Origin of the sequence: Klebsiella michiganensis (genome assembly GCF_002925905.1) — a bacterium.
GTDB lineage: Bacteria > Pseudomonadota > Gammaproteobacteria > Enterobacterales > Enterobacteriaceae > Klebsiella > Klebsiella michiganensis.
This window is the reverse complement of record NZ_PRDB01000010.1, coordinates 215,925-228,136: the sequence shown is the minus strand read 5'-3', so window position 1 is coordinate 228,136 and position 12,212 is coordinate 215,925. Positions and strand designations below refer to the sequence as shown.

11 protein-coding genes are annotated in these 12,212 nt (G+C 58.0%); 4 read left to right on the top strand and 7 right to left on the bottom strand.

The features are described from left to right. Positions 1–11: 11 nt before the first annotated feature. Both CDA56_RS20760 and CDA56_RS20755 read left to right on the top strand, forming a co-directional pair. Positions 12–494: an L-2-amino-thiazoline-4-carboxylic acid hydrolase gene (locus CDA56_RS20760; protein WP_025107105.1), complete on the top strand. Its 483-nt coding sequence runs from the start codon at positions 12–14 to the stop codon at positions 492–494. Further along, complete coding sequence (locus CDA56_RS20755; RefSeq protein ID WP_103814651.1) at positions 491–1,732, top strand: Zn-dependent hydrolase; 1,242 nt, start codon at positions 491–493, stop codon at positions 1,730–1,732. The genes CDA56_RS20760 and CDA56_RS20755 overlap by 4 nt, the downstream gene beginning before the upstream one ends. A 45-nt stretch (positions 1,733–1,777) precedes the next feature. Here the strand turns inward: CDA56_RS20755 and CDA56_RS20750 are convergent, their stop codons facing one another. From CDA56_RS20750 to CDA56_RS20735, 4 genes are all read right to left on the bottom strand, one after another. Next, positions 1,778–2,800: an ABC transporter permease gene (locus tag CDA56_RS20750; protein WP_170873311.1), complete on the bottom strand. Its 1,023-nt coding sequence runs from the start codon at positions 2,798–2,800 to the stop codon at positions 1,778–1,780. Between the two features lie 19 nt (positions 2,801–2,819). After that, positions 2,820–4,304, bottom strand: a complete 1,485-nt coding sequence (locus tag CDA56_RS20745) for a sugar ABC transporter ATP-binding protein (protein WP_004848509.1) — start codon at positions 4,302–4,304, stop codon at positions 2,820–2,822. A gap of 24 nt (positions 4,305–4,328) precedes the next feature. Continuing rightward, on the bottom strand, positions 4,329–5,252 hold the full coding sequence (locus tag CDA56_RS20740) for a sugar ABC transporter substrate-binding protein (protein WP_004848507.1): 924 nt from the start codon (positions 5,250–5,252) through the stop codon (positions 4,329–4,331). Between the two features lie 449 nt (positions 5,253–5,701). Further along, positions 5,702–6,721, bottom strand: a complete 1,020-nt coding sequence (locus CDA56_RS20735) for a LacI family DNA-binding transcriptional regulator (RefSeq protein WP_103814665.1) — start codon at positions 6,719–6,721, stop codon at positions 5,702–5,704. Positions 6,722–6,820: 99 nt separating this feature from the next. Here CDA56_RS20735 and CDA56_RS20730 point away from each other — a divergent pair, with 99 nt between their 5' ends. Further along, positions 6,821–7,828, top strand: coding sequence for a Gfo/Idh/MocA family oxidoreductase (locus CDA56_RS20730; protein ID WP_064381297.1), 1,008 nt, complete (start codon positions 6,821–6,823; stop codon positions 7,826–7,828). A 43-nt stretch (positions 7,829–7,871) separates the two neighbouring features. Here CDA56_RS20730 and CDA56_RS20725 read toward each other — a convergent pair whose 3' ends face one another. Beyond that, positions 7,872–8,903 (bottom strand): Gfo/Idh/MocA family protein, encoded by a 1,032-nt coding sequence (locus CDA56_RS20725; protein WP_038424180.1) that lies wholly within the window; start codon positions 8,901–8,903, stop codon positions 7,872–7,874. A 162-nt stretch (positions 8,904–9,065) separates the two neighbouring features. Between CDA56_RS20725 and CDA56_RS20720 the strand changes: the two genes are divergently transcribed. After that, positions 9,066–9,941, top strand: a complete 876-nt coding sequence (locus CDA56_RS20720) for an extended-spectrum class A beta-lactamase OXY-1-7 (protein WP_102803085.1) — start codon at positions 9,066–9,068, stop codon at positions 9,939–9,941. Positions 9,942–10,094: 153 nt separating this feature from the next. Here the strand turns inward: CDA56_RS20720 and CDA56_RS20715 are convergent, their stop codons facing one another. Further along, positions 10,095–10,508 carry a hypothetical protein gene (locus tag CDA56_RS20715; protein ID WP_014228246.1) on the bottom strand — a complete coding sequence of 138 codons (414 nt, stop codon included), beginning with the start codon at positions 10,506–10,508 and terminating at the stop codon, positions 10,095–10,097. A gap of 152 nt (positions 10,509–10,660) precedes the next feature. Continuing rightward, entirely contained in the window at positions 10,661–12,178 is a 1,518-nt protein-coding gene (gene lysS, locus CDA56_RS20710) for a lysine--tRNA ligase (RefSeq protein ID WP_004848495.1), read from the bottom strand. Positions 12,179–12,212 lie beyond the last annotated feature (34 nt).

Sequence of the window (12,212 nt, the reverse complement as noted above, 5' to 3'; positions counted from 1 at the left end):
GAGGCAATGTGATGAGTGATAATAACGAGCTGGGCATTCTCGCCCGCCGCAAAATTGAAGCAGAAATAATCAAGCCGATTTACGCCATCCTGGTGCGCGAGATAGGGAAAGCTCGCGCCCAGGCGGTCATCGGCGAAGCGATTGAAAACGCCGCCATTGAGGCGGGAAAAGCGTTTGCCCGCCAGGAGCCGAACGGTGCGGATATCCAGAGCTTTGTCGCGCTGCAGTATCTGTGGGAGAAAGATAACGCCCTGGAAGTCACGGTGCTGGACGCCGACGACCAGCAGTATAACTACAACGTGAACCGCTGCCGCTACGCCGAGATGTACCACGAAATGGGCCTCGGCGAGATTGGCCACCTGCTATCCTGCGCCCGCGACGATAAATTTATCGTCGGCTACGCCCCGGACGTGGAGCTGACCCGCACCACCACCATCATGCAGGGCGGTAAATGCTGCGACTTCCGCTATCGCGTGCAAAAGGACAAGTCATGATAACCGTCAACGGCGCACGTCTGTGGTCGATGCTCAACGAGATGGCGCTGCTCGGCGCCACGCCGGCGGGCGGCGTGACCAGGCTGGCGCTCAGCGAAGAGGATCGTCAGGCGCGCGACCTGCTGCGCCAGTGGGCTCAGGAGGCCGGCTTTCCCTGCGAAGTCGACAGCATGGGCAATATGTTTATTCGCCGCGCCGGTAAAAATTCGCAGTTAGCCCCGGTGCTGACCGGTTCCCACGTCGACTCCCAGCCGCTCGGCGGCCGCTATGACGGCATTTACGGCGTCCTCGCCGGGCTGGAGGCGCTGCGCACGCTGAACGATCGCGGCATTGAGACCGAACGCGATATTGTGCTGGTGAACTGGACCAACGAAGAAGGCGCGCGCTTTGCCCCGGCGATGCTGGCGTCCGGCGTGTGGGCCGGGCAGTTTAGCGAAGCTTTCGCCCTCGCCCGCGAAGATCGCGACGGCATCAGCGTTGGCGCGGCGCTGGAGGCTATCGGCTATCGCGGGGAGCGTCCTGCCGCCGCCTTCCCGCTCCACGCCTGCTACGAAGTGCATATCGAACAAGGGCCGATTCTGGAAGAAGAAGGCGTTGATATCGGCCTCGTTCACGCGGCAATGGGCCAGCGCTGGTTCAACGTCACTCTGGAGGGCTTTTCCGCCCACGCAGGAACCACGCCGATGGGCAGCCGCCGCGACGCGCTGACCGCCTTCGCCGAGCTGGCGCTGGCGGTGGAGCAAATCGGTATCGCCCATAATCCAGACGGGCGTGCGACTATCGGCATGGCGCAGGTCATTCCGGGATCGCGCAACGTGGTGCCGGGAGGCGTGGCGTGCAGCGTCGAGTTTCGTCATCCGCAATCCCCGGCGCTGGAAGCGATGGAACTCGCCCTGCATCGCGCCGCTGAAGCGTTGGCGGCGCGCGGCGTGACGGCAAACGTCGAGCGTATTTTTGATTACGCGCCCATTGCCTTTGATGCCGGATGTCTGGCGCGCAGCCAGCGGGCGGCGGACGAACTGGGCTATAGCGCGCGAACCATGGTTTCCGGCGCCGGGCACGATACCTGCTATATCAGCAAGGTCGCGCCCGCCAGCATGATTTTCATTCCCTGCGAGAAGGGAATTAGCCATAACGAAGCGGAGAACATTCTGCCGGAATGGGCGGAGAAAGGGGCGAACGTGCTGCTCAACAGTTTACGTCTTGCCGCGGATGAGCCCGCTTGCGGCGCGACGTAAAACGCGATACAGCCCACGCCAGCCAAGGCCGTGGGCTATTGCCGATCAATGCTTTTTGCGGTTGCGGCGCATATCGATAGTCACCGCCGCGACGATAATGATGCCTTTGATAATATCCTGCACGTAGGCGTCGACGCCGACAAAGGTAAACCCGCTTTTAATCAGGCCAAGGATCATCGCGCCGATTAAGGTCCCGGTGATGCGCCCCACCCCGCCCATCAGGCTGCTGCCGCCGATAACCGCCGCGGCGATAGCATCCAGTTCGTAGGACATGCCCATGCTCGACTGCCCGCTGCTGACGCGCGCCGCCAGCACCACGCCCGCGAGGCCGGAGAGCGCCCCGGCGATGGCATAGACGATCACCAGGTATTTATTCACGTTTATACCGGAGACCTTGGCCGACGTCATATTACCGCCGATAGCGTAAACGTATTTACCGTAGCGGGTATGCTTCAGGGCGATATGGAAGACCGCGGCGACGACGAAGAAAATAATCACCGGCATCGCCCCCTGGCCGATGGCGGTAAAGCTGTCGGATAAGAAGCTGATTGGGTTGCCCTGGGTGTAGTACTGCGCCAGACCGCGCGCCGACACCATCATTCCAAGCGTCGCGATAAACGGCGGGATGCCGGTGCGGGTCACCAGAAAGCCGTTGGTTAAGCCGCACAGAAGACCGACGCCGATGCCGGCGCCAATCGGGATAATCGCCGGCATATTGACCAGCGACGGGAACATCGGCGACAGGCTATCGGAGGTTTGCGCGAGGCTTGCCGCCACCACGGCGGCGAGAGCGATCACCGAGCCGGAGGAGAGGTCAATGCCGGTGGTAATAATGACCTGGGTGACCCCGACGGCGATAATACCGATAATCGCTACCTGCAAAACAATTAATATCAGGCGATTGGTGTTTAATAAAAAGGACTGGTCGCGGACGTACCAGCCGGCAATTTCAAACGTCAGGGCAATCACCAGCATGACGATAAATATCCCGGTATCTTTCGGCAGCCGGTGGCGTAATTGCCCAAAGAAAGAGGGTTTCTCAGTGATCGGGGTCGCCGTTATTTTCATATTGCTCATTCTCTGTGCCTCAATGGGATGCCAACGACAAAATGGTTTCCTGGTCGGCGTCCTCTTTATTGAGGATGCCGGTAATACGCCCTTCATGCATGACCATCACCCGATCGCTCATCCCGAGAATCTCAGGTAATTCTGAAGAGACCATAATCACCGCCACGCCGCGGTTGGCCAGCTCGCTGATCAGATGGTAAATTTCCGCTTTCGCCCCGACGTCGATTCCGCGCGTCGGCTCATCGAGAATCAGTATTTTCGGCTGGGCCAGCAGCCAGCGGGCAATCAGTACCTTCTGCTGATTACCGCCGCTGAGGTTATTAATAATCTGATCCATGGTGGGGGTTTTAATATTCAGGCGGCGGATCTGCTCCATGCAGTCTTCGGCCATTTTGAGGTGCTGAACAAAGCCGGTTTTACCGATATATTCCGGCATTTTGACGATGCTCATATTCTCCAGCACCGACAGCACGAGAAACAGTCCGGACTTTTTGCGGTCTTCCGTCAGCAGCGCCATCCCTTTTTCAATCGCCGTCGAAGGCGAGTCAATCGTGACCGGCACTCCCTCAATCAGCACTTCGCCGCTATCGGCTTTATCCATGCCGAACAGGCTCTCCATCACTTCGCTGCGCCCGGCCCCCACCAGCCCGGCCACGCCGAGGATTTCGCCGCGGCGTACGCTAAAGTTGATATCGTGAAAGACCCCCTTGCGCGACAGATTGCGAACGGTCAGCACCTCTTCGCCAATGGCGTTATTGAACTTGGGAAAGAGCTGGGTGAGCTCCCGGCCGACCATCTGGGTGATCAGCGACTGACGGGTAAACTCGGTGGTATGTTTACTGCCGACCCAGGTGCCATCGCGAAATACGCTGATCTCATCGGTAATCGCGAAAATCTCATCCATTTTATGGCTGATATAAATAATGGCTTTTCCCTGCTGGCGTAAATCGCGAATAATGGTAAACAGATGCGCCACTTCGCTTTCGGTTAACGCCGAGGTCGGCTCATCCATAATCACAATATCCGCGTTCCACGAAACCGCTTTGGCAATTTCCACCATCTGCTGGGAGGCGATACTTAACTCTCCCACCAGCCGGTCGGCGGATAGCCGGATATTGAGTTTATCCAGCAGATCCTGCGTCTGGCGGGCAAGCTGGCGATGATCGACAAAACCGTATTTCATCGGCTCGCGGCCGAGCCAGATATTTTCCGCCACCGTCATATGCGGCACCAGATTCAGCTCCTGGTGGATCATCGAGATCCCGGCGCGCAGCGCGTCCATCGTATCCTGAAACTGGACCGGCTCCCCTTTAACGCGAATCGCGCCCTTATCGGGACGGTAGATCCCGATCAGGCATTTCATCAGCGTGGATTTTCCGGCGCCGTTTTCGCCCATCAGCGCGTGCACCGTCCCCGGGCGCACGCGTAATGAGACGTTGTCGAGCGCCTTCACGCCGGGGAAGAATTTACTGATCCCTTCGGCTTCAAGTGCAAAAGCGTTCATACTTCACCTCCGTACCCTGAGCGACTATTTCTGGTTGCGATTAACGAACTCAGCCATGTTGTCTTTGGTGATCAGCTGGTAAGGGACGTCGATGATCTTTTCCACTTTCTCGCCGTTGGCCAGCTTAATGGCGGCATCCACCGCGCCTTCGCCCTGCCCTTTGGCATCCTGGAAAATCGTGGCGATCATCTTGCCGTTTTTGAGCATTTGCAGGGCATCGGGCGTCCCGTCCACCCCGGCTATCAGGATATGGTTCGGGTTTTTACCCAGCGCCTGCAGCGCGCCGATGGCCATTTCATCGTTGTTGGAGGCGATGGCCTGAATGTCTTCGCCGCTGGTCATCCAGTTGCTGACCACGTCAACGGCATCGTTGCGGGTAAATTTCGCGGTCTGCTTCTGCACGATTTTGATATCCGGGTACTTCGCCACCACCTCTTCGACGCCTTTGGTGCGGTCACGGGTCGATTCATTCGCCAGGTCGCCGAGCAGAATGGCGACGTTCCCTTTGCCGTTCATCGCTTTGGCTAACGCTTCCATCTGTAAGCGCCCCGCCAGCACCGAGTCGGAGCCAACGTAGGCCATTTTGTCGGTCAGCTGCGCCTGCGGGCGGCGGTTAACAAAGATCAGCGGAATGCCCGCTTTGGTCGCCTGGTCCATAATCGGTTTGACCGCGTTGGTGTCGACCGGGTTGACGATAATCGCGTCGACGCCCTGGCCAATAAAGTTCTGCACCTGCTGTAGCTGCTGGGAGACGTCGCCTTTGGCATCTTCCACCTGCGCCTTAACGCCATCTTTTTGCATCTCTTTTTGCATTGCGGTGCGCAGAATCGTCAGGAAGTTGTCATCGAATAGCGCCATGGAAACACCGACCGAAATATCTTTCGCCATCACGACCGCTGGCAGCATGCAGGCTATCAAAGAGGCAACAACCGTTTTCTTAATATTCATCGTTGATCCTTTATTTTCAGGTACATCGGTTAGGTAAGGTAAAATGAAAAAATAGTTTCATTAATTGTGCGTTAAGCGCCTGCTTTTCCAGCTTTTTGAAAAAACAGCCCGCGCGCTGATGCATTTTTTGTTGTTGATCGAAATCACAAAATTCAGTTGTTTTAAAATGGTTTTTTGAAACATTAGTCCATTTATAGCGGAAGAAAAATTCCAGACCATTTATTTCATTAACAACACATATGAAACTTTTATAAGTAAATAACTGAAATGAAAATTTTAAAACTGCGTGTTAACAGAACTTTGACACACATCTAACATTGACGCATAAATGCGCAAAAAATGAGAGGCAGGCGACGGTTTGCCGCGCGGCGCGGCGATAGCGGCAGCGGTTTAAAACGAGACAGGAGATAGGGTGTAAAAGGGGATGTCGCCCCGCGGGCCGCGGGCGCTCAGTCGACGTTTTCAGCGCTGTAAAGGATAAATTCGACCTTGCCGTCGCTGAACAGATACGGCTGATAGCCGGTTTCCAGATGGCGCAGGGCCAGCTCCACCGCCAGACGGGCATGCTGGCGCGGGTTTTGATCGATCGTCAGCGCCATTCCCCCCTGGGCCAGCTGTTCACGGGTGGTGCTGTAGCGTTCATGGGTCATCCAGCAGCACTCGCCGTAGCGGCGATGGCGAGCCAGCGCCTGCGCCACCTGCGTGTTGCCCAGCCCGGTATTGTAGATGCCCACCACGTCGCGGTTGCGGCGCAGGGCCTCTTCCAGCAGGCGGTCGATTCGCTGTCGGTTGTCCTCCCCCGCCAAAACCTCGCCCAGCAGCAGATGCGGAAAGCGCTGGCTAATCACCTCGCGAAATCCCTGAATACGTAAGCGATGAGCGCTGAAGTCCTGGCGCCCGCTGAGCATCAGCACTTCTCCAGGCCGGTGCGCCATTAACCCCATCATCATGCCCGCGGTGCGGCCGGCCTGCTGCTGATCGATCCCGACGTGGCAAAGTCTCTGCGCGCCAGGCAGGTCGGTGACCAGCGTAATCACCGGCACGTTCGCCTCGCGACACTGGCGCAAGGCGTCATAGACCCGCGGATGTTCATTGCCAAAGACAATTATCGCATGGCGCTTTTTGCTGCTGCGGATAAGGTTTTTCGCCAGCTTTTCCGGCGCGGACTCAGCCACCAGCGTGCGGTGCAGCGTCAGTCGGCGATAGCCAAGGCTATCCGCCACGTCGGCGAAATCCTGCGTCAGACGGGAGAAAAAGCGCGAATCGTTATCGCTGAGAAACACTTCTATTTGCCACGGGAGACGGCGCTCTTCCGGCAGAATGCGCTTCAGCCCGGCTTCCCGCGCGGCCTGCAGCACCCTGCGCGTGGTTTCCGGCGACACGCCGCCGCGTTCGTTAAGTACCCGGTCAACGGTCGCGACGCCCACGCCAATCCGTTTAGCCAGCGCCTCCAGCGAAATGCTTTTCATCGTCTCCCCCATGATGGAAATCCATCAAAACGCCCGTGTCGGTCAGTGTAGCAAACGGATTACTTTGGCAACGCTAAATCCCTCTTTCTGGAGAAAAAAATGACCTGCATTCGTTTTGCATTGTTGGGCAGCGGTTTTATTGGCCAGGTTCACGCCGCCAGCCTCGCTCGGCATGAGCGGACCGTTCTGGCCATGGTGGCCGACGCCGATCCCGAGCGGGCGAAAGCGCTGGCTTCCCGCTACGGCGCGCGGGCGGTAACCGTCGCCGAAGCCATCAATAGCGACGCCATTGACGCGGTACTGATAGCCAGCTCGACGCCTTCACACGCGGCGCTGCTGGAAGCCGCCGCGCGCGCGGGAAAAGCGGTCTACTGCGAAAAACCGATCGATCTTTCGCTGGCCCGCGCCCGCCAGGTCGTCGAGAAAGTGCTGCCGCTCGGGGTACCGGTGACCGTTGGCTTTAACCGCCGCTTCGACGCCAGCCACCAGCAGCTGCGCCGGGAGATCGAGGCGGGCGCGATTGGCCAAATCGAACTGGTTCAGATGGTGTGTCGGGCATCGGTTATGCCGCCGCTGGAATATCTGCGCAGCTCCGGCGGCCAGATGCGCGACCAGGCGATTCACTTCTTTGACCTGCTGCGCTTTCTTACCGGTGATGAAGTGACGACCGTCGCCGCGCTGGGGGCTGCGCTGGCGCTGGCGGAAATTGCCGAATTCGACGATGTCGATACCTCTATTGTCATGCTGCGGATGCGCGGCGGCGCGCTGGCGCAGCTGGACAACACCCGGCGCACCGGCCACGGCTACGATGAGCGCATTAGCCTGCTTGGCCCGCAGGGGGTGATAGAGTCCGGCAGTCAGGCAGCGCGCGGCGTCACGCTGTGGCAGGGAGCGCGCTGCATTCAGCCCGGACTCTATCCGGACTGGTTCAGTCGCGTCGAGGGGTCGTACTACGCGCATCTGGATGCTTTTGTCCGTTCGCTAGGCGGAGAAGCGGTGCCGGACCTGCCGGGGCTGCTGGACGGGCTGCGGGCGCAGGCTATCGCCGAAGCCGCCGTGCTTTCTCTGCGGCAAGGGCAGTTTGTCAGCGTCGAACCGCTGGCGTAAAAAAGCCCCGTATGCGGTCGGCATACGGGGCAACGGCGCGCCGTTAACGCTCCTCGTTAAATATCACGCCAATCTGCCGCCGCACTTCGTCCATCACGCTCAGGTTTTCCAGCACCCTGGCCAGCGGGCGGATCGGCGAGTCCGTAAGCCCTTGCCCCACGCACCAGGCAAAATGTTCGGCCTGATAAAACAGCTGGTCGTAGCGGTTGCGCGGCTCCTCCCAGCGCAGCACCTGCCCTCCCTGGCTGGCGGCGAGGGTAAAATTCCCCGGCGCGTAGAACTGCCCGTCGAGGGTAAGGGTCGCATCGCGCCCGGCCACCACCGCGCCGCCCGGCGTGTTGCTGAACAGGGTGGTATTGAGCAATCCCTGTAAGCCGTTTTCCCAGTTAAACAGCATCGAAATCTGCCCGTTGACGCCTCTTTGGGCGGGACGCCCGCGGGCGATAATGTCCTGCGGCACGCCGCCGACCATCACGCAGAATGAGGTCAGATAGCTGCCGAGATCCATCATCGGCCCGCCGGCGAGATCGGCATTAAAAATGCGATGATCCGGGGTAAAAAACTCGCCGTGATCGGCGAGCAGCGTGTGCAGATCGCCCAGCACGCCGTCCTCCAGCAGCTGGCGAATCACGTCATACTTCGGCGCGTAGTCGCACCACATCGCCTCCATCGCCAGCGTCCCCTGCTTCATGGCCTCCGCTTTCAGCGCCGCGCCTTCCCGCCGGTTCAGCGCAAACGGCTTTTCAATCAGCACATGTTTGCCCGCCTGCAGCACCCGCAGCCCGTCGGGAAAGTGGTGGTTATGCGGCGTGGCAACGTAAACCGCATCAATATCCGGTCGCGCCAGCATCTCATCCACCTGAGCGTAAGCCTGCGGGATCCCCCAGCGGGCGGCGAAATCGTCGGCTTTTTGCTGCGTGCGCGAGGAGACGGCAACCACCCGCTGGCGGCTGAGCTCTTTTAACGATTTCACAAAGCGCTCGGCAATCCAGCCGGGGCCAATAATGGCCCAGCGCAGCGAGGGGATCGCCGAGGCGGCGGGATGGCGCGGTTTTGGTAACTGTGACGGGAACATAGCGGCTCCTGATTTTATTTTGCCGGGGAGAGACACTATAAGCAGGCGCAGAGGAGGACGAATAACGAATTTATGATGGAATTCCATCATCGACATAGTGCTTGTCAAAAGCGCGGGAGTCGCGGATAGTCCGGGCAGCTCATCACTATCAAGGAGTCTGAGATGTTGAAAAGTTCGTGGCGTAAAACCGCCCTGATGGCCGCCGCCGCCGTTCCGCTGCTGCTGGCGAGCGGTTCATTATGGGCCAGTGCCGATGCTATCCAGCAAAAGCTGGCTGATTTAGAAAAACGTTCCGGCGGTCGGCTGGGCGTAGCGCTGATTAACACGGCAGATGATTCGCAAACCCTCTATCGCGGCGATGAACGTTTTGCCATGTGCAGCACCGGTAAAGTGATGGCCGCCGCCGCGGTGTTAAAACAGAGCGAAAGCAATCCAGAGGTGGTGAATAAAAGGCTGGAGATTAAAAAATCGGATTTAGTGGTCTGGAGCCCGATCACCGAAAAACATCTGCAAAGCGGAATGACCCTGGCGGAACTCAGCGCGGCGGCGCTGCAGTACAGCGACAATACCGCGATGAATAAGATGATTAGCTACCTTGGCGGACCGGAAAAGGTGACCGCATTCGCCCAGAGTATCGGGGATGTCACTTTTCGTCTCGATCGTACGGAGCCGGCGCTGAACAGCGCGATTCCCGGCGATAAGCGCGATACCACCACCCCGTTGGCGATGGCCGAAAGCCTGCGCAAGCTGACGCTGGGCAATGCGCTGGGCGAACAGCAGCGCGCCCAGTTAGTAACGTGGCTAAAAGGCAATACCACCGGCGGGCAAAGCATTCGCGCAGGCCTGCCCGCAAGCTGGGTGGTCGGGGATAAAACCGGCGCCGGAGATTACGGCACCACCAACGATATCGCGGTGATCTGGCCGGAAAATCATGCCCCGCTGGTGCTGGTGACCTATTTTACCCAGCCGCAGCAGGATGCGAAAAGCCGCAAAGAGGTGTTAGCCGCGGCGGCAAAAATCGTCACCGAAGGGCTTTAACCCGGGAACAGGCCCCTCTGCAACACTCTGCGCTTTGTTTCCCGGTGGCGCTGCGCTGACCGGGCTACGGGTCCACCGCCGTCTGCGGGCCGGTAGCCCGGACAGGCGCAGCGCGCCGCCTCCGGGACAGCCTGAATAGACAGCCGCCAAATATTAGTCGGTAATTTTAAACGTCAGCGCGTAAGCGCTGGTTTTCCTTTCATCGCGCGCTCCGCCCATCTGATAAACCCGCACCGTATATTTACCGCTGCTCATCAGACGTTGCTCAAAGGTATCACCGCTCAGAGAACCGTTAAAAATCGAATTATTATCAGGAGCGATAACATTAAAATAAGGATGCGGCCGCTGGCTGTTCATATTGATATGCATCATCTGGCCCGCTTTCGCCTCCAGCGTATAGTCGTTAACACCGTCACCGGTCACGGTGCTTTTTATTATCGTGCCGTTGCTGCCTTTATCAAAATGAACGGTATGGTTGTTGATATTATCACTTGCCATTGATAACACTGACGTAAATAAATAACTTGCACAGATCACGCCACCAACAATTAATTTTATTTTTTTCATTTAATTAACACCTTATGTTTTTTATGCGCGCTGTTATAGCACATAAGGTGTCCGGAGTAAGCTGATTCGCAATTATTACTCGTCGGAATTAAACACGTCGAAATAAAGGCCCCCCGGTTCAGGGAAACGAGGGGACCTGGTTTTAGCGGGATTTACTTCTGCGGACGCATTGCCGGGAACAGAATCACGTCGCGAATGGTATGGCTGTTGGTAAACAGCATCACCATGCGGTCGATACCGATGCCCAGACCGGCCGTCGGCGGCAGGCCATATTCCAGCGCGGTGACGTAGTCTTCGTCGTAGAACATCGCTTCATCATCCCCCGCCGCTTTGGCGTTGACCTGATCCTGGAAACGCTGGGCCTGGTCTTCCGCGTCGTTCAGCTCGCTAAAGCCGTTGCCGATTTCACGCCCGCCGATAAAGAACTCAAAGCGATCGGTGATTTCCGGGTTCACGTCGTTACGGCGCGCCAGCGGCGAAACCTCCGCCGGATACTCGGTGATAAAGGTTGGCTGGATCAGATGGGCTTCCGCTACTTCGTCGAAAATCTCGGTGACGATACGCCCCAGCCCCCAGCTCTTCTCAACGTGAATACCGATGGATTCCGCCAGCGCTTTTGCCGCCTCGAAGTTATCCAGATCCGCCATCTCGGTTTCCGGACGGTATTTCTTGATCGCTTCGCGCATGGTCAGTTTTTCAAACGGCTTGCCGAAGTCGAACACCTGGTCGCCGTATGGGACTTCGGTTTTCCCCAGCACGGTCTGCGCCAGCGTGCGGAACAGAGATTCGGTCAGTTCGATCAGATCTTTGTAATCCGCATACGCCATATAGAGTTCCATCATGGTGAACTCAGGGTTGTGGCGCACGGAGATCCCTTCGTTACGGAAGTTGCGGTTGATTTCGAACACCCGTTCGAAGCCGCCGACCACCAGCCGTTTCAGATACAGCTCCGGCGCGATGCGCAGATACATATCCAGATCGAGCGCGTTGTGATGGGTGATAAACGGACGCGCGGAGGCGCCGCCGGGGATCACCTGCATCATCGGAGTCTCGACTTCCATAAAGCCGCGCGCGACCATGAACTGACGCATGGTGGCGAGGATCTGCGAACGCACCTTGAAGGTGTGGCGCGACTCTTCGTTGGAGATCAGATCCAGATAGCGCTGACGATAGCGCGCCTCCTGATCCTGCAGGCCGTGAAACTTGTCCGGCAGCGGGCGCAATGCCTTGGTCAGCAGGCGCAGCTCGGTGCAGTGAATGGAGAGTTCGCCGGTCTGGGTTTTAAACAGCTTACCGCGGGCGGCGATGATGTCGCCAAGATCCCATTTCTTAAACTGTTCGTTGTAGACGCCTTCCGCCAGATCGTCGCGCGCGACGTACAGCTGAATGCGGCCGCCGACGTCCTGTAAGGTGACGAAAGAGGCTTTCCCCATAATCCGGCGGGTCATCATGCGGCCAGCCACGGCGACCTCGACGTTCAGAGAGGTGAGCTCGTCGTTTTCCTTACCATCAAATTCCGCATGGAGCTGGTCAGAAGTGTGGTCACGGCGAAAATCGTTCGGGAACGCCACGCCCTGCTCACGCAGCGCGGCCAGTTTTTCACGACGGGTTTTCAGTTCATTATTAAGGTCAATTGCCTCATCGGCACCTTGTGCTTGTTGTTCAGACATGTTGGTTCCTCATAACCCTGCTTGCAAACTTGCT

Coding starts and splice junctions, on each gene's coding strand:
- lysS (WP_004848495.1), bottom strand. CDS start 12,178: ATGTCTGAACAACAAGCACAAGGTGCCGATGAGGCAATTGACCTTAAT.
- CDA56_RS20760 (WP_025107105.1), top strand. CDS start 12: ATGAGTGATAATAACGAGCTGGGCATTCTCGCCCGCCGCAAAATTGAA.
- CDA56_RS20755 (WP_103814651.1), top strand. CDS start 491: ATGATAACCGTCAACGGCGCACGTCTGTGGTCGATGCTCAACGAGATG.
- CDA56_RS20720 (WP_102803085.1), top strand. CDS start 9,066: ATGTTGAAAAGTTCGTGGCGTAAAACCGCCCTGATGGCCGCCGCCGCC.
- CDA56_RS20745 (WP_004848509.1), bottom strand. CDS start 4,304: ATGAACGCTTTTGCACTTGAAGCCGAAGGGATCAGTAAATTCTTCCCC.
- CDA56_RS20750 (WP_170873311.1), bottom strand. CDS start 2,800: ATGAAAATAACGGCGACCCCGATCACTGAGAAACCCTCTTTCTTTGGG.
- CDA56_RS20740 (WP_004848507.1), bottom strand. CDS start 5,252: ATGAATATTAAGAAAACGGTTGTTGCCTCTTTGATAGCCTGCATGCTG.
- CDA56_RS20735 (WP_103814665.1), bottom strand. CDS start 6,721: ATGAAAAGCATTTCGCTGGAGGCGCTGGCTAAACGGATTGGCGTGGGC.
- CDA56_RS20715 (WP_014228246.1), bottom strand. CDS start 10,508: ATGAAAAAAATAAAATTAATTGTTGGTGGCGTGATCTGTGCAAGTTAT.
- CDA56_RS20725 (WP_038424180.1), bottom strand. CDS start 8,903: ATGTTCCCGTCACAGTTACCAAAACCGCGCCATCCCGCCGCCTCGGCG.
- CDA56_RS20730 (WP_064381297.1), top strand. CDS start 6,821: ATGACCTGCATTCGTTTTGCATTGTTGGGCAGCGGTTTTATTGGCCAG.